Origin of the sequence: Plantactinospora sp. KLBMP9567 (assembly GCF_033446045.1) — a bacterium.
Lineage (GTDB): Bacteria > Actinomycetota > Actinomycetes > Mycobacteriales > Micromonosporaceae > Plantactinospora.
Genome location: NZ_JAWQRR010000040.1, coordinates 1 through 15,204 on the forward strand (window position 1 = coordinate 1; position 15,204 = coordinate 15,204).

At 71.3% G+C, this 15,204-nt stretch carries 15 protein-coding genes; 6 read left to right on the forward strand and 9 right to left on the reverse strand.

All coding sequences use genetic code 11. The annotated features are described in order from the left end of the window. Window positions 1-399: YbaB/EbfC family nucleoid-associated protein (locus R6Y94_RS29405; protein ID WP_318399104.1), on the reverse strand; the 399-nt coding region annotated here is incomplete at its 3' end. Between the two features lie 924 nt (window positions 400-1,323). Between R6Y94_RS29405 and R6Y94_RS29410 the strand changes: the two genes are divergently transcribed. Continuing rightward, window positions 1,324-2,037: an STAS domain-containing protein gene (locus tag R6Y94_RS29410; protein WP_318399259.1), complete on the forward strand. Its 714-nt coding sequence runs from the start codon at window positions 1,324-1,326 to the stop codon at window positions 2,035-2,037. Between the two features lie 70 nt (window positions 2,038-2,107). Here R6Y94_RS29410 and R6Y94_RS29415 read toward each other — a convergent pair whose 3' ends face one another. After that, on the reverse strand, window positions 2,108-2,251 hold the full coding sequence (locus tag R6Y94_RS29415) for a DUF4383 domain-containing protein (RefSeq protein ID WP_412102917.1): 144 nt from the start codon (window positions 2,249-2,251) through the stop codon (window positions 2,108-2,110). A 146-nt stretch (window positions 2,252-2,397) separates the two neighbouring features. Here R6Y94_RS29415 and R6Y94_RS29420 point away from each other — a divergent pair, with 146 nt between their 5' ends. From R6Y94_RS29420 to R6Y94_RS29435, 4 genes are all read left to right on the forward strand, one after another. Further along, window positions 2,398-3,612, forward strand: coding sequence for a hypothetical protein (locus R6Y94_RS29420; RefSeq protein WP_318399105.1), 1,215 nt, complete (start codon window positions 2,398-2,400; stop codon window positions 3,610-3,612). Beyond that, window positions 3,609-4,184 carry a hemerythrin domain-containing protein gene (locus R6Y94_RS29425; protein ID WP_318399106.1) on the forward strand — a complete coding sequence of 192 codons (576 nt, stop codon included), beginning with the start codon at window positions 3,609-3,611 and terminating at the stop codon, window positions 4,182-4,184. Before R6Y94_RS29420 ends, R6Y94_RS29425 begins: the two co-directional genes overlap by 4 nt. Window positions 4,185-4,336: 152 nt before the next feature. Continuing rightward, the gene (locus R6Y94_RS29430; RefSeq protein ID WP_318399107.1) at window positions 4,337-4,801 is read left to right on the forward strand and encodes a DUF2243 domain-containing protein; all 465 of its coding nucleotides are present in this window, start codon (window positions 4,337-4,339) and stop codon (window positions 4,799-4,801) included. Next, window positions 4,798-5,637 (forward strand): cytochrome c oxidase assembly protein, encoded by an 840-nt coding sequence (locus R6Y94_RS29435; protein WP_318399108.1) that lies wholly within the window; start codon window positions 4,798-4,800, stop codon window positions 5,635-5,637. The genes R6Y94_RS29430 and R6Y94_RS29435 overlap by 4 nt, the downstream gene beginning before the upstream one ends. An 18-nt stretch (window positions 5,638-5,655) precedes the next feature. Here R6Y94_RS29435 and R6Y94_RS29440 read toward each other — a convergent pair whose 3' ends face one another. Beyond that, window positions 5,656-6,828 carry a zinc-dependent alcohol dehydrogenase gene (locus R6Y94_RS29440; protein WP_318399260.1) on the reverse strand — a complete coding sequence of 391 codons (1,173 nt, stop codon included), beginning with the start codon at window positions 6,826-6,828 and terminating at the stop codon, window positions 5,656-5,658. Between the two features lie 511 nt (window positions 6,829-7,339). Here R6Y94_RS29440 and R6Y94_RS29445 point away from each other — a divergent pair. Next, window positions 7,340-8,053: a DUF2071 domain-containing protein gene (locus tag R6Y94_RS29445; protein ID WP_318399109.1), complete on the forward strand. Its 714-nt coding sequence runs from the start codon at window positions 7,340-7,342 to the stop codon at window positions 8,051-8,053. Window positions 8,054-8,712: 659 nt separating this feature from the next. Here the strand turns inward: R6Y94_RS29445 and R6Y94_RS29455 are convergent. The 6 genes from R6Y94_RS29455 to R6Y94_RS29480 all read right to left on the reverse strand — a co-directional run bounded on the left by R6Y94_RS29455 (window position 8,713) and on the right by R6Y94_RS29480 (window position 15,060). Continuing rightward, the gene (locus R6Y94_RS29455; RefSeq protein WP_318399110.1) at window positions 8,713-9,351 is read right to left on the reverse strand and encodes a histone deacetylase; all 639 of its coding nucleotides are present in this window, start codon (window positions 9,349-9,351) and stop codon (window positions 8,713-8,715) included. Between the two features lie 117 nt (window positions 9,352-9,468). Next, the gene (locus R6Y94_RS29460; protein ID WP_318399111.1) at window positions 9,469-10,599 is read right to left on the reverse strand and encodes an ABC transporter ATP-binding protein; all 1,131 of its coding nucleotides are present in this window, start codon (window positions 10,597-10,599) and stop codon (window positions 9,469-9,471) included. Next, the gene (locus R6Y94_RS29465) at window positions 10,596-12,350 is read right to left on the reverse strand and encodes an iron ABC transporter permease (protein WP_318399112.1); all 1,755 of its coding nucleotides are present in this window, start codon (window positions 12,348-12,350) and stop codon (window positions 10,596-10,598) included. Before R6Y94_RS29465 ends, R6Y94_RS29460 begins: the two co-directional genes overlap by 4 nt. After that, a complete protein-coding gene (locus R6Y94_RS29470) occupies window positions 12,347-13,408 on the reverse strand; it encodes an ABC transporter substrate-binding protein (protein ID WP_318399113.1) in 1,062 nt (353 codons plus the stop codon). Before R6Y94_RS29470 ends, R6Y94_RS29465 begins: the two co-directional genes overlap by 4 nt. A gap of 99 nt (window positions 13,409-13,507) precedes the next feature. Further along, entirely contained in the window at window positions 13,508-14,248 is a 741-nt protein-coding gene (locus R6Y94_RS29475) for a response regulator transcription factor (protein ID WP_318399114.1), read from the reverse strand. After that, a complete protein-coding gene (locus R6Y94_RS29480; RefSeq protein WP_318399115.1) occupies window positions 14,245-15,060 on the reverse strand; it encodes a HAMP domain-containing sensor histidine kinase in 816 nt (271 codons plus the stop codon). Before R6Y94_RS29480 ends, R6Y94_RS29475 begins: the two co-directional genes overlap by 4 nt. Window positions 15,061-15,204 lie beyond the last annotated feature (144 nt).

The following is a 15,204-nucleotide window of genomic DNA, read 5'->3' on the forward strand; positions in this document are numbered from 1 at the left end:
GCCCCGGCCGGACGCCTCGGTCTCCGGCGCCGCCAGCCGGCTGGCGTACGAGTCGACCAGCGCCTGACCGGCCGGGTCGCCGGCGCCCAGCGACTCCACCGTCGCCTCGGTCATCCGGTGCAGCAGTTCCGTCCGGGCCGCCCGGACGGTGGCCACGATCTCCACGGCCACCTGAGCGGCCGGCTGCTGCCTGGTCCGCTCGTCCAGCCAGAGGTCGACGAGCATCCCGGACGTGTCGAGCGTCACCTCGACCAGCCCGTCGGCGCCACGCGTCGTCACCCGCAGCCCGGCCAGCCGGCGGGACAGCTCGGCGACCCGCTCCGCACGGTCGGCGAACGAGGCCTGCCAGGCGTCCACCCGGCGCAGGGCCGCGTCGAGTTCCGCCTCGTTGTTCCACATGCCGAAACTCCTCCCGACTCACCGGTCAACACCGACAAGTCTGCCCCGGCACCTACCGCACTGCTTCGCGACGATCCCCTCATCCGGATCGCACCGCCGGCCCGGGCGGTGGACCTCCTCTTCGCCGTGCGTGGCGGGAGCGACGTGAGCAACATCAGCCGTTCCTGGCGCGCATCGCCGCGGAACACTCGACTTGTCACCGGCCCCTCGCAGGTGACCTTCTTCGCCAGCCATGACCTCAGGCTCTGCCATCTCGCGGATCGCGCTCGTCCCGTCCGGTGACCAATGGTCGTCCGCGACCTGGCCGTACCCGCGTCACGTCCTCGCGGGTGACCGGGCTCCTTCGGGGCAGTCAGCCCGGCGCCGACGTTCATGGCAGCAGCCGATCTTCGGCGAATGCCGGCAGCGCCGCGATTCGGTGGCCCTGGAGCGCCGCCGGTCGAGCGGGCAGCCCGAGCCGACACACCGACGTCAACCCTGACTTCAGAGGATTCCACCTCACCGCACCGAACGGACATTCAGATGGATAACTGCGTCGGCTGCCAGTTCGTCGCGGTCGCCCCTCGCCCCTTCGTCCGGAGGGTGTTCGAGCTCACCGGGGTGACGGCGCTGCTCGGCATCGAACCCGCCGAGAATTCCTGAGCCGCCCGGTCGCTCCAGATGGCCGATCCGACGCTCCCCGGTGCGGGTAAGTCAGGGCCCGGACCGTCCGAAGCCGAACCTCGCCCAGTCCAGTCGGGCAACTCCGCTGGCCCGGGTCCTGCGACTCTCCGGCCTGACGCCACTGCTCCGTGACCGGTGAACCCCGTTGGACCTCCCCGTGCGCCGCGTCGTGGCTGAGGAAAGGCGCCAGCCCCCTCCCGGTGCTCGGCAGGGTGTGCGAACCGGATCGACTGCGGCGAGAATCGGCGGACGGACGCTGCCCTGCGGTGCGACGTCGAGCAGGTCGGGACAGCAACGGTGGTTCACTTCGCCGGCGAGTTGACGCTGGGGACGGCGATCTCGGTCCGACTCAAGCTGCTGAGGTGTCTGGCGGAGCAACCCGACGCGCTGGTGGTTGACCTCACCTTGCTGACCGTCGTGGACGGCACGGCGCTGTCGGTGTTCACCGTGGTGGCATGTCAGGCGTCCCTCTGGCCGGATACGCCGCTGTCGCTGTGCGCCCCCAATTCCGCCACCGCCGAGATGCTGGCCAGTGGCGTGTACGGCCCACTGCGCATTTTCGATTCCGTCGCCTCCGCCCTGACGGCCGAGCCCGACCAGTTGGGGCCCTCGATCAGCGAGGTCCTGCTACCGGTAAGTGGAGCGGCCCGCCGAGCCCGACATCTCGTCACCGAGTGCTGCCTGCGGTGGGATCTTCCAGATCTGGTCGGCCCGGCGAACTTCGTGGCGACAGAACTGGTCGCCAACGCGATCACCCACGCACGGACGATGATCGGCCTCAGCGTCTCCCTGCGCCGGTACCTGCTGGTCGCGGTACGCGACGGCAGCGATGCTCACCCCCGGCTGGCCGTGACCTCCTCCCCACTGGACCCGGCAACCGGACGCGGTCTGTTGCTCGTCGACAGGATCGCGCACCGGTGGGGAAGCCTGCCCTTCGACGGCGGAAAGGTGGTCTGGGCGGCCCTCGAACGGTAGGGGGAGCGGGTAGGCGGGCGCGGGTGCGACCGGGTAGGGGGGGGGGGGCGCCCCCGCCCCGTTCTGGTCGTCAGCGCCGGTTGCCGGCGAGCAGGCCCAGCCCGATCATGCCGAGGCCGAGACCGAAGTGCAGCCAGTCGTCCGCGGTGTTGAGCGGTACGAAGTTGGCCGGGCTGTCGTGGCCGATGACCAGCCCGTACAGCCAGAGGACCAGGTAGGCCGCAACACCCGACCCGAATTCTCTTCGATCTGACCGAGGTCATCGAGGAAGGGGGACGGGCAGCGGTCAGTCGGTCCGGAATGGTTTAGGGCGTTCTCGGCGGGTACTGGGGGGCTCAACCGACGCGAGGCGAGGTAACCATGACCTTCAACCCCCTGACCGAACCGGGAATCCCACTGGAGCAACAGCTCAGGAACTGGCGTGAACTGGACGTCGAGCCGCTGGACCCGGACGGCACGGACCCGTACACCCGGTGCCGGGTCATCGTCATGAACGGCATCGAGATCGAGTCGATCATGTTCAGCCACCACCTGGCCCGCACCTGCCCGGACCCGGAGGTGAAACGGCAGCTGGCGTACACCAGGTACATCGAGGCGCAGCAGCAGAAGGTCGTCAACTGGCTGCTGCCGCCGATCGCCAGCACGCTGGAGACGACCATCGCGTACGAGCAGGTGGCGGTCGACCTGACCGCCTGGATCGCCCGGATGGAGCCCGACCCGTACCTGAAGCAGGCGTACCAGTTCGGGGTGCTGGAGGACTTCGACCACCTGTACCGGTACGCCAACCTGTTCGAGATGGTCGAACGGCGCAAGGCGGAGAAGGTGGTGGACGGGCTGACCGAGGTGATGCCCGGGCGGCCGACCAAGGCCCACCACCGGCACCCGCACGACAACGTGCGCGACCCGTACGACCGGCACACCGTCGACCCGCTGTCCAGGTTGCACGCCCTCACCGTGATGTCGGCCGAGCAGCAGACGATGAACTTCTACATGAACGTCGGACCGCAGTACATGGAGCCGATCGCCCGGCAGCTCTACGTCGAGATAGGCATGATCGAACAGGAGCACGTGACCCACTACGAGTCGCTGGTGGATCCCGGGGAGACCTGGTGGGAGCGGCTGGTCACCCACGAGTACAACGAGGTCTACCTGTACCACTCCTTCATGACGCAGGAGCCGGATCCGAGAGTCCGGGCGATCTGGGAACTGCACCTGAACATGGAACTGGCGCAGTTGCGGCTCGCCTGCGACCTGATGCGCCGCTTCGACGGCCGGGATCCGGCCGAGGTGCTGCCGGCGAAACTTCCCGCCCCGGTGACCTTCGAACCGAACAAGGAATATCTGCGGCACCTGCTGGACACGCAGATCGACCTGACCACACTGGGTGCCGGCTACGTCCGTGACGCACACGAACGGTTCGAGAAGTTGCAGGAACAGATCCACGGCGGGGCGGAGCCGCCGAGCGAACAGGTGATCGACATGCACCGGGAACGCTTCGGCGACGAGTACCGGATCGAGACCGAGGGCCCGCATCCGGTGGAGTCGCTGCGCCGACCCGAGGAGCGTGACCGGTGACCGCCGCCGGGACCGACGGCGCGACCGAAGGGATGGACGTCGTCGACCTGCTGCTCGCCCAGCACGCCCGGATCGAGGAGTTGTTCCGCACGGTCGCCTCCAGCGACGGCACCGCCAGGCGCGACGCCTGGCAGGAACTCGTGACGCTGCTTGCGGTACACGAGACCGCCGAGGAGGAGATCGTGCACCCGCTGGCCCGGGGCAGCATCGACGCCGGCAACGACGTCGTCGACGCCCGGCTGGCAGAGGAACGGCAGGCCAAGGAACTGCTGAAGGATCTGGTCGACGACGGCATCGACGCGCCGGACTTCGACGTCCGGCTGAGCCGGCTGAAGACCGCCGTGCTGGAGCACGCCACCCGGGAGGAACGATACGAGTTCGTCCAGCTGCGCGCCGCGCAGCCCGCGCGGCGGCTGGTGGCGCTCGCCGCGGCGGTCCGGGCCGCCGAGGCGGTCGCCCCGACCCGGCCGCATCCCGGGGTGGAGTCGGCCACCGCGAATCTACTGCTCGGTCCGCCCGTCGCGGTCGTCGACGCGGTCCGCAACGCGATCCGCGACGCGACCCGTGACTGACCGAGCGTCCGACACCGGCGGCGGTCAACCTCCGGGAAGGGACGGCCCGCACCGAGGGGGCCCGCCGCGGGCATCGACCGGTCGTCAACCGTACGGGCGGCGGCGGCGCGTCTGTCGGGCGGGAACCGCGAGGGTCACGGCAGGATGAGACGGTGGTTACGCAGAGACAGGGTGCCGGTACGCCGCGTCGGGCCGCGGCGGCCGGCGCCCTGGTCGGCGTCGGGCTGATGGCGGCGGTTGACGAGATCGTCTTCCACCAACTGCTGGGTTGGCACCACTTCTACGACCGGTCCACCCCGGCGGTCGGGTTGTTCTCGGACGGGCTGCTGCACGCCGCCGAGTTGATCGCGCTGGTGGCCGGCCTGTTCCTCCTCGCCGACCTGCGGCGGCACGGCCGGCTGGTCCGAGGTGCGGCATGGTCGGGGCTGTTCCTCGGGCTCGGCGGCTTCCAACTCTTCGACGGGGTCGTGGACCACAAACTGCTGCGGGTGCACCAGATCCGGTACGGCGTCGATCTGACCCCGTACGACCTGGCCTGGAACGCCGGCGCGGTGGTGCTGCTCGCGATCGGGATCGTGCTTCTGGTGAAGACCTGGCGACGGCGCGGACCCGGATGACCGGTGGCGTGGCGCACTCGGCCGCGGCGGCGGGCGGGAGCGGTTGGCTGCCGGTCCTGCTGGTGCTCGCCGTGGGGGCCGGTTACCTCGTCGCCGCCGTCCGGGCCCGGCAGACGCCCGTCGGCTGGGGAGGTCGGCGCGTCGCGGCCTTCCTCACCGGCATCGTGCTGGTGGCCGTCGCGCTGTCGCCGGGGCTGACCGCCCGGGCCCACCACGACCTCCGGATCCACATGGTGCAGCACCTGCTGGTCGGGATGTACGCGCCGCTGCTGCTCGTCTCCGGCAGGCCGGCCACCCTCGTGCTGCGCAGCCTGCCGACCCGGTCCCGCGGGCCGGTGGCCGCGGTTCTCCGGAGCCGGGCCGCGCACCTGTGCGGACATCCCGCCACCGCCCTGGTCCTGAACACGGGCGGCCTCTACCTGCTCTACCTGACCCCGCTGTACGGGTTCACGCAGGCAAGCCCCGGCTGGCACCTCGCGGTGCAGGTACACCTGCTGCTCGCCGGCTACCTGCTGACCTGGTCGATCGCCGGCCCCGACCCCGCGCCCCGGCGCGCCGGGCTGGCGGTACGCACCGCCGTACTGGTCGTCGCCGCGGGCGCGCACGCAGTGCTGGCGAAGCTGCTCTACGCGTACCCGGACCGCTGGCCGCCGGGTACGGGAGCGCCTACCGACGACATCGAGGACGCCGCCCGGTTGATGTACTACGGCGGCGACGTCGCCGAAGTGTGCCTGGCCGTACTCCTCTTCGCCGCCTGGTACCGGCGCCGGGGCCGGCGGGGCCGCGCTCCGGCCCCGCCGGCCACCGCCGGCCGACGCGCCGCCGAACCGGCATGAGCACCGCCGAGTGGTGGGTCAGGCCGGGTGCAGCACGGATCGGAGGCAGCCGTCCTGCTTCTTCTCGAAGATCTGGTACCCGCGCACGCCGTCGGTGAGCGGGAGCGGGTGGGTGGCGAGATAGCCGGGATCGATCTCGCCGTCGGTCAACCGGCGCAACAGCATCGGAATGTAGCGCTGGGCGTGCATCTGGCCCATCCGCAGCACCAGTGCCTTGTTCATCGCCGCGCCGAGCGGGAACTTGTCGACGTAACCGGCGAAGACTCCGACGATGCTCACGGTGCCACCCTTGCGGCACGCCATGATCGCCTGCCGGACTGCGGTCGGCCGGTCGGTCTGCAGGCGTACGGCCTGCTTGACCCGGTCGTACGCGTATCCCGGTCCGGTGTCGTGGGCCTCCATCCCGACCGCCTCGATGCAGGCGTCCGGGCCCCGCCCTCCGGTCATCTCCCGCAGCGCCTCCAGCACGTCGACCCGGCCGTAGTCCACGGTCTCGACGCTGAGCCGGTCGGCTGCCACGGAAAGCCGGTCCGGCAGCCGGTCGATCACGATAACCCGTTCGGCGCCGAGGAGCTGGGCCGACCGGGCCGCCATCTGCCCCACCCCACCGGCGCCCCAGACCGCGACCACCTCGCCGCCGGTGAGCTGACAGAAGTCGGCGGCCATCCAGCCGGTGGGCATGGCGTCGGACGCGAACACCGCGGCGTCGTCGGGCACTCCGTCGGGAATCTTGAACGCGCCGACGTCGGCGAACGGCACCCGGACGTACTCGGCGTGACTGCCGGCGAACCCGCCGGCCGCGTGCGAATATCCGATGATCCCGGCCGGAGCGTGCCCCCACAGCTTCTCGGTGAAGTCCGGCTGCGGGTTCGAGTTGTCGCACAGCGAGTACTGCCCGATGCGGCAGTACCAACAACCGCCGCAGGCCAACACCGATCCGACGACCACCCGGTCACCGACGGCAAGCTCCCGCACCGCGGGACCGACCTCGACGACCTCGCCCATGAACTCGTGGCCGAGGATGTCACCCTCGCGCATCGCCGGCAGATAGCCGTTGATCAGGTGCAGGTCCGAACCGCACACGCTGCTCGCCCGTACCCGGACGATCGCGTCGCGCGGGCCCTGGATCGCCGGGTCGGGTACCTCCTGCACGCCCAGCTTCCCGACACCCTCCCAGCACAGTGCCTTCACGGTCGCCCTCCCGTCGCGAGCTTGTCCCGAAGGGTCCGGGTGAGCCGCTCCGCCGGACCGCCCCGACCCGGCGTCGGACTCGGCACTGACCTCGACCAGCCAGCCCTGGTCACCGGTGCCGCCCGAGACCGTCCAGCGGCGCGCGGGTTCGCGCTCGCGTACGACGACGGGCCGGTCCAGCACCACCGACATTCGCTCCGCGTCCGCCAACAACTCCCGGACCGCGCTCGCGGGCCGGTCGACGGTCACCGCCCGGACGGTGCGATATGCACCGTCGCGCCGGATCGGCAGTGATTCCCTGCTCCGACTCCACGCGACGACGGTCGCGCCCAAACCACCTGGACGGGCCATCCGGGCACTTTCCAGCCTCAACCGCCGAGATTTCACCCCGACGCCGAACCGGAGGTTTCGGCGCGACCGGGCGGGGAAGGGATACCGACCACGGCACGGAGATTCGGCGACCGGGCTCCGCACGGGGGCAGGCAGGCGCCGCAGGCGGAGGGAGCCGACGATGCCGATCCCGCCGCCACCCCGGGTGTCCCGGCCGGTGATGTACCACCGGTGGAACTGGATCACCTTCATCCACTGGCGGTATCCCCCGGAGGCCATCCAGCCGAAGCTTCCGGCCGGGCTCAGCGTGCAGACCCGGGACGGGTCGGCATGGGTCGGACTGACCCCGTTCCTCATGCAGGATGTCCGGGCACCCGGAGTTCCGGCGCTGCCCTGGCTCTCCGAGTTCCCCGAGACCAACGTCCGCACCTACGTCCGAGACCGGCACGGACGCGACGGAATCTGGTTCTTCTCTCTCGACGCCGCAAGGCTGCCGGCCGTGCTGGCCGCCAGGGCCGGTTACGCGCTGCCCTACTACTGGTCCGACATGCGGGTACAGGTCGACGACGGCCTGGTCAGCTACCGCTGTCGGCGCCGCTGGCCGGGCCCGGCCGGCCTGCGCGCCGACGCGGAGGTCCGGCTGGGGCCACCGCTGGACCGTCCCGGAGACGAGTTGGCCCAGTTCCTGACCGCGCGCTACCGGTTGTTCACGGTCGTCGCCGGTCGGCTCGTCAGCGCCGAGGTCGAGCATCCACCGTGGCCGCTGCACCGGGCGGACCTGCGGCACCTGGACCAGACCGTGCTCGCCGGTGCCGGCCTGCCGGCGCAGCCGGGCGATCCCCTCGTGCACGCATCCCCCGGCGTCCCGGTACGGGTGAGCTGGTGGCACCGCTGAACCGACGCCGGTCCCCCGGCTGAGCCGGCCACGGGCCAGCTGAGCCGGGTCACGGGCAAGCGGCGGACCTCCCGGTCACGGGCGAGGCTGGGTACGCTGCCACGACCGCCGGTCCCCCCGGATCCGCTCCGAACGCCCCGCGCTCGACGTCAAGTACGGGCCCCTGGTCGCCAACCTCGGCCGGGACCTGCCGCAACGGGCCACCGAACCGCCCCAGGAACTGGCCGGGGTACTGCCTCCCGGCTCCGGCGCGGCCCGGGACGAACGACTGGCGCCGGCCGGGGCCTGAGGTGCCGGCGCGGCCGAGGCGCACCGGCCCGACCCGCGTTCGGGTGCCCGCCCGGTCCAGGTTCCGGAGCCGGCGGAGATACGCCGGCCGGAGCACGAGCCCGCCGAGCCGGACGGCGATCTCGGCGGCCCGGGGCGGTGCGGAGAACGACCGGTGGCGCGTCGGTGGCCCCGAGCCGGACTGACCCGACGTCGCACCGATCCCGTCTCGACCTCCACCGCGGATCGTCGCGGCCACGGTGATCGGGGCGCATCCGCCGGGCCGCCGGCCAGGTGCGGACCGCGGAGCCGCAACCGGTCCCGCCGTCCCCGAGTCCGCCAGCCTCGAGGCCACCGCCGACGGCCGACTGCTGCTCCAGGCCGGACGAGGTTCACGGCCGCGCCACCGGGGTCCAGCCGGCCAGGTAGCCGGCGATCTGCTCGTCGGTCCAGCCGTGGCTGGCCCGCAGACCACGGGCAATGGTGGCGAGGTACGCCGGTGCCGGCGGGTTCGGCCGGACGTCCCCGGCCCGCCACGGCGCGGTGAGGGTGAGCACCGGATGCCCGTCGAGGATTCCGGCGCAGACCACCGTCTCGTACCGGCCCGGACCGGTGCTTGCCCGGCCGGCGGCGACCGCGGCGGCGATCAGGTCCAGCGGACCGCTCGGCAACCGGTGCATCTCCTGCGCGGCGACGTCCGCGAACTGGTCGGCGGAGAGCAGGTACGCCCGCGCCGCGACCACACCGGGCAGCCCCGGGTCGTAGAACGCCATCCCACCGGACCAGGTCCGTGATTCGAGCGCGAAGTGGAGACCGCCGGAGAGCAGGACCGGTCGATCGTCCCGGGGCGGGCTGCTGTCCCGGCACCCGGGATGGTCCCGGTGACCGCCCACCGGCCGGCCGCCACCGAGATAGCAACCGAACCGGTCGGCATCCAGGTTCGACCCGTACGCGGCGTACCAGACCGGGTCGAGGCTGGTCACCAGGTCGCCGGGGCGGCGGCTGATCGGGATCGGGTCGGGTACGGCCATGAGCCATCATCCGCCGCACCGCCCGGTGGGCCGCGAACGGCGACGGCTCGGCACCCACCCGGTGCGCCCGGGCCGACGACGGGGGCATCCCTGGCCGGCGGCCCGGTCGGCCACCCGTCAGTCCCGGGTCAGCAGGTAGGCCCGATCCGGGTCGATCCGCACGTTGACGCTGGTGCCCTCGGCGAGAGCCTCCCGGGGATCAACGCCGGGGTCGGTCACGGTCAACGTGCCGCTGGTGGTCTCGATCTCGTAGTCCACGGCCGGTCCATGGAACGTCGAGCGGAGCACCACGCCGATGCCGGTCCCGCCGTCGGTGACCGGCGTCAGCTTCATGGTCTCCGGCCGGGCCATCAGGTAGGTGTTGTCGTCGTTCGCCGGCACCCCCGGGTGGGCCGCCGCGGTCAACCGCTGCCCGAGGGCGTGCACCACGGCCCGGCCGTCGCCGACACGCTCCGGCACCACCTCGATGAAGTTGGCCCGCCCGATGAAGTCCGCGACGAAGACGCTCGCCGGGCGCAGGTAGATCTCCCCCGGCGTGGCGACCTGCTCGACCCGTCCCCGGTTCATCACCACGATCCGGTCCGACATGCTCATCGCCTCGTCCTGGTCGTGCGTGACGTAGATGCTGGTGATCCCGAACATCCGCTGGATGCGCCGGATCTCCGCGCGCATCGAGCCCCGCAACTTGGCATCCAGATTGGACAGCGGCTCGTCGAAGAGCAGTACCTTCGGCTGCACGACCAGGGCCCTGGCCAGGGCGACCCGCTGCTGCTGACCGCCGGAGAGTTCGTGCGGGCTCCGATCCTCCAGACCGACCAGATTCATACTGGTCAGCGCCATCCGCATGCTGGTGGCGACCTCCTCCCGGCTACGTCGCCGCAGCCTGAGCCCGTACGCGATGTTCTCGCCGACGGTGAGGTGCGGAAAGAGCGCGTAGCTCTGGAACACCATCGCCATCGGACGCCGCTGCGGTGGCATCGAGTCGATCACCTTGTCGTCGAGCCGGATCCGTCCGCTGGTGGCGTCCTCGAAGCCCGCGACCATCCGCAGCGTGGTGGTCTTGCCGCACCCGGACGGCCCGAGCAGCGTGATGAACTCGCCCGGGGCGACGTCGAGGCCGACCGCGTCGACGGCGGTGACCAGGCCGGTACGGCTGGCGAACGTCTTGGTCAACGCCTCCAGGCGCAGGCGTCCGGTGCCGGCACCGGCGGACGCGGCGACGGCCAGGTCGGGCACCACTACGGTCATCGTTTCGGCCTTTCGGTGTCGGTGGCGACGCGGTTCAGGTTGGCGCCCGCGCCGACGACGAGACGGATGAGCGCGAAGGCCGCCAGCACGATGGCGGTCAGCACGGTGCAGTAGGCGAATGCCACCCCGTACCGGCCGGTGCTGGCGGCGCTCAGCACCTGGGAGGTGATGATCTTCGTCTCCGGCGTGACCAGCAGGACGATCGTCGAGATCGAGGTCATGCTGCGGGCGAAGCTGTAGCTCAGGCCGGTCAGCAGCGCCGGCCGGATCAGCGGCAGGGTGACCCGCCGGAAGGTGTGCAGCGGACCCGCTCCGAGGTCCGTCGAGGCCTGCTCGATCTGCGGGTGGATCTGGCTCAGGGCCGCGACCGCGGTGCGCTGGCCGGCGGGGAGGCTCCGGACGACGTACGCGACGACGATCGCCGCCGCCCCGCCGGCGATGGCGCTGCCGCCGACCAGGCTGGGGAAGACCTCGACCGGCCCGAGCCACCGCTCCGGCCGGTACGCGAGCACGAAACCGATGCCCAGCACCGTGCCCGGTACGGCGACCCCGAGCGTGCCGGCGAAGTCCAGCAATCCGGCGGTCCGGCGCAGGTGCCGGACCACGAGCCAGGAGATGACCAGCCCGAAGACCGCCGCGACCGGGGTGGCGATCGCCGCGAACAGGACGGTGTCGAGCACGGCTTCCCGTCCCACCCCGGCGACCACCTCCCGCAGATACTCCAGGGTCAACGTGTTGTCCACCCCGAAGACCCGGGTCACCGAACCGAGCAGCACCGTGCCGTAGACGCTGATGATGAGGGCCGCGGCCAGCAGCGCGAGACCGAAGATCGGCCACCGTACCCAGTTGTCGATCAGGTGCACGCTGCCCGAGGGCCGCCCGGTGATGGTGGTCCGGACCTTGCGGTTCAGCCAGTACCGTTGCGCGACGTACAACCCGAACGAGGGCACGAGCAGGATGACGCAGTAGACGGCGGCGCTGGTGGTGTCGTACTCGCCGGTGACCGCCAGGTAGGCCCGGCTGGCCAGTACCGTGTGGTCGCCGCCGAGGACGAGCGGGTTGGCCAGGTCGGCGATCGCCTCCACGAAGAGCAGCAGGAATGGCGCCACCAGCCCCGGTGCCAGCAGCGGCAGGATGACCGTGCGCAGGGTGCGCCACCGGCTGGCCCCGAGGTTCATCGCGGCCTCCTCCAGCGCCGGGTCCAACCCGCGGAGCATGCCGAGCAGGCCGAGGTACGCCACCGGGAAGAGCGACAGGGAGAGCACGAAGACCAGTCCGTCGAGCCCGTAGATGTCGTACTCCAGGCCGAGGAGGCCGTTGCTGATCACGCCCCGCCGGCCGTAGAGCACGACGGTCGCGGTGGCGACCGCGAACGGCGGGCTGACGATCGGCACCAGCGCCACCACGTGCAGGATCCGCTTGCCGGGCACGGCGAGGCGGGTCTGGACGAAGGCGAAGAGGAAGCCGAGCGCCGTCCCGCAGAACCCGACCAGCACGCCCAGGACCAGCGTGTTGCGCAGGATGGTCAGGTCGACCGGGGAGCTGAGGAAGCGTGCGTAGCGCGGCAACGCCTCCGGGCCGAACGCCGCCGCGAGGACGGCGACGAGCGGGACGACGCTGCCGATCGTCACCAGCCCGACGCAGGCGAGGAGCAGCAGTCGGATGCCGAGGTCGAGCCGCCGCCGGCGCCGGCGGCGCGGTGGCGCCGCCGGGCCGGGGGCCAACTCCGGTTCGTGGATCACGGTGGTCATGACTTCGGCGCCTGAGCCACTTCAGCGTCGAACCGCCGGTTCAGCGCGGTCTTCGCCGCACCCGCCGCGACCGCGTCGTAATCGATCAGCTTGATCGTGCTGAGGTCCACGACCTTGTCCGAGACCTTCGCGCCCGGGTTGGTCGGGAACTGGTACGACTTCACCGTCGGCCCGACCTCCTGTGCCTCGACGGTCAACGCCCAGTCGATGAACTTCCGGCCGCTCTCCGGGTTCTTGGCGCCGCTGACCAGCGCCACCCCGCCGGTCTCGTAGCCGGTTCCCTCGGTCGGGAAGGAGACCACCAGGTCGGGGAAGCCCGCTTCCTTGGCGGCCACGCAGTCGTGGGAGAAGATCACCCCGACCGCCACCTCGCCACGGGCCGTCATCTGGGCGGGTGCCGCACCGGACTTGGTGTACTGCAAGACGTTCGGATGCAGCCGGCGCATGTACTCCAGCGCCTTGCCCTGGTCGCCGCCGGCGAGCAGCACCTGGGTCCAGAGCGCCGTGTACGCGGTGCCCGAGGTGGACGGATGGGCGATGCCGATGTCCTTGGCGAGCAACGGATCGAGCAGGTCGGCCCAGGAGTCCGGCACCTCGACCCCGGCCTCCCGCAGCAGCTTCGAGTTGCCGCAGAACCCGAGCGCCCCGACGTAGACGCCGGTCCAGAGCCCGGACGCGTCCTTGTACCTGGCCGGGATCGCACCGGCGTTCGGCGAGACGTACGCCTCCAGCATCCCCTCCGCAGCGCCGGCGGCGTAGCCGTCGGCCGGGCCGCCGTACCAGACGTCGAACTCCGCATTGCCCTTACCGGCCTTGATCCGGGCCAGCGCCTCGCCGCTGGAGAGCCGTACGAAGTCGGCCCTGAGCCCGGTCGTCTTGCTGAACTGGGCCGTGGTCGCCGCGCACCACTCCTCCGTCCCGCCGCACACGACGTGCACGACGCCGCCGTCGGCCGTACCACCGGAGCCGTTGCCCGGCTCCCGAGCGCAGCCGGCGGCCAGGACGAGGACCGCCGCGCACCCCAGCCAGCTCACGCCGCGCCGAAATCGACTCGTCATCGAATCCCGACCTCCCAGGTCGTCGCAATGTTGCGGCCAGGTTAGAGCCGGGTGACGGGTGCTCCGGTAACACATCCGTGAGCCCTGGTGACACCGCCGTTACCTGGATTCGCCCTCCGCGGCGTCGCCGAGGGAGTCGGGCATGAGATAGCCGACACCGCGCAGGGTGCGGATGTAGCCCGCTCCGTCCGGGGTCGCCGCCAACCGGGAGCGCAGCCGGTAGACGGTGGACTTGACCACGTCCCGGCCGCCGATCAGGTCGGTCGTCCCCCACACCTCGCGGAGCAGGTCCCGCCAGGACTGCGGGGTGCCGCGTCGGGCCGCGAGGTGGGCGAGCAGCTTGAACTCGGTGTACGGCAGGTTGAGCTGACGACCGGCGAGCACGACGGTCTGGTTGGTCAGGTCGATCACCAGCTTGCCGACTCGGATCGCGGAGCCGGTGTCGCGGCGCCGGCGTACCAGCGCCTGGGCCCGCAGCGCCACCTCGCGGGGGTGGAACGGCTTCGTCACGTAGTCGTCGGCCCCGTGCTCCAGCCCGGCGATCACGTCGTCCTGTTGGGACAGCGCGGTGAGCAGCATGATCGGGACCTCGGACCGGGCGCGGATCCGCTGGCACAGGCTCAACCCGTCCATGGTCGGCATGAGCACGTCCAGCACGACCAGGTCGATCGGCCGGGTCCGCAGCAGGTGCAGCGCGGTCGCGCCGTCGTGCGCGACGAGCACGGAGAACCCCTGGGTCTGCAGGGCGAACTCGATGATCACCGTCATCTGCGGTTCGTCGTCCACGACCAGGGCCGTCGGACCGGAACGGTCGGCCCGGGCGTCGACCGGACCGGTCACGACCCGGTACCGGCCGGAGCGGTCCGGGGCAGGGTGAAGAGGAACGTGGTTCCCCGCTGCGACGCGGTGTGCACCATGATCTCGCCTCCGTGTAGCTCCACTATCGTCTTGGTGATGACCAGGCCGAGCCCGGTCCCGTCGGCCAGCGGTCGGCCGGTGGCGAACCGGTGGAACAGCCGGTGCCGCTCCTCCCGGCTCATCCCGGCCCCGTCGTCGGTCACGTAGACCGCGATCCCGGTGTCGATCGGCGTCACCCTGACGTCGATGCTGCCACCGGTGGTGGTGAACCGGCTGGCGTTGGAGAGCAGATTGGTCATGGCCTGGGCCAGCAGCATCGGGTCGGCCTCGATCCTCGGCGTCACCTGCGGGGCGTCCAGACTGATCCGCTGCTGCCGCTGCGCGCAGAGTGGACGCATCGCGGTGACGACGTCCCGGGCGACCACCGACAGGTCCACCCGTTCCAGTTTCGGGACGAAGAGCCCCGCCTCGATCTTCGCCTGGATCAGCAGGCTCTCACAGAGCCCGATCACCTGGGTGGACTGGTGGTCGAGCACCTGGAGCAGCCGGCCCTGCGCCGGAGTCAGCGGACCCGGCATCCCCTCCCGGAGCAGGTCCACCGCCCCTTTGATCATGCTGAGCGGGGTCCGCAGTTCGTGGCTGAGCGAGGTCACCTGGTCGGCCCGCCGCTGCACCGACCGCTCCAGCTCGACGAGTTCGGCCCGAAGCCTGGCGCGGGTGCGGCGGCCGCGCAGCGCCATCAGACCCGCGCCGGTGCACCCACCGGCCAGCACCGCGAGCGTCACGAGCCACATCGATCCCATCCGTCGGCCGGGGTCCGGGTCACTCCGGCGGGTGTACGCCGGGGCGCCTGCCCTTCGCCGACGCCATTGGGTCGGGCGCGTGGCGGAGGACGTCCTGAAGCTTGTCGACGTCGCCGATCGTACGCGTGCTTCGAC

Coding starts and splice junctions, on each gene's coding strand:
- R6Y94_RS29420 (WP_318399105.1), top strand. CDS start 2,398: ATGACCTTCAACCCCCTGACCGAACCGGGAATCCCACTGGAGCAACAG.
- R6Y94_RS29435 (WP_318399108.1), top strand. CDS start 4,798: ATGACCGGTGGCGTGGCGCACTCGGCCGCGGCGGCGGGCGGGAGCGGT.
- R6Y94_RS29445 (WP_318399109.1), top strand. CDS start 7,340: ATGCCGATCCCGCCGCCACCCCGGGTGTCCCGGCCGGTGATGTACCAC.
- R6Y94_RS29455 (WP_318399110.1), bottom strand. CDS start 9,351: ATGGCCGTACCCGACCCGATCCCGATCAGCCGCCGCCCCGGCGACCTG.
- R6Y94_RS29460 (WP_318399111.1), bottom strand. CDS start 10,599: ATGACCGTAGTGGTGCCCGACCTGGCCGTCGCCGCGTCCGCCGGTGCC.
- R6Y94_RS29465 (WP_318399112.1), bottom strand. CDS start 12,350: ATGACCACCGTGATCCACGAACCGGAGTTGGCCCCCGGCCCGGCGGCG.
- R6Y94_RS29470 (WP_318399113.1), bottom strand. CDS start 13,408: ATGACGAGTCGATTTCGGCGCGGCGTGAGCTGGCTGGGGTGCGCGGCG.
- R6Y94_RS29480 (WP_318399115.1), bottom strand. CDS start 15,060: ATGTGGCTCGTGACGCTCGCGGTGCTGGCCGGTGGGTGCACCGGCGCG.